At 35.5% G+C, this 231-nt stretch carries 1 protein-coding gene; it reads right to left on the bottom strand.

Annotated features, from left to right (window positions below; translation table 11 throughout):
• Window positions 1-29 precede the first annotated feature (29 nt).
• Window positions 30-231, bottom strand: a 202-nt coding sequence (locus tag SB689_RS24315; RefSeq protein WP_410694576.1) for a hypothetical protein, incomplete at its 5' end; no start/stop codon positions are given.

Raw genomic sequence — 231 nt, forward strand, 5'->3', positions numbered from 1 at the left:
ATCATGGTTGTCTAGTTCGGTTAAGGTGGTTATTTTTTTTCGTTTTCTTTATATAAAGCCAGGCATTTCTCCTCATAATCAAAACACAGGGCATCATCAAATGTTTCCAGATAAGTGACAGGAAAAGTCATTTTTGCTTTAATGGTTGGCATTTTTTGTAGTTTTCCATGGGACGCCTTATAAAAGTTCCCAATATACTCATTGGTGATAAGGTTTACCCTTGATTCTCCT

The sequence above is a fragment of the Chryseobacterium sp. SIMBA_038 genome (genome assembly GCF_046535115.1).
Lineage (GTDB): Bacteria > Bacteroidota > Bacteroidia > Flavobacteriales > Weeksellaceae > Chryseobacterium.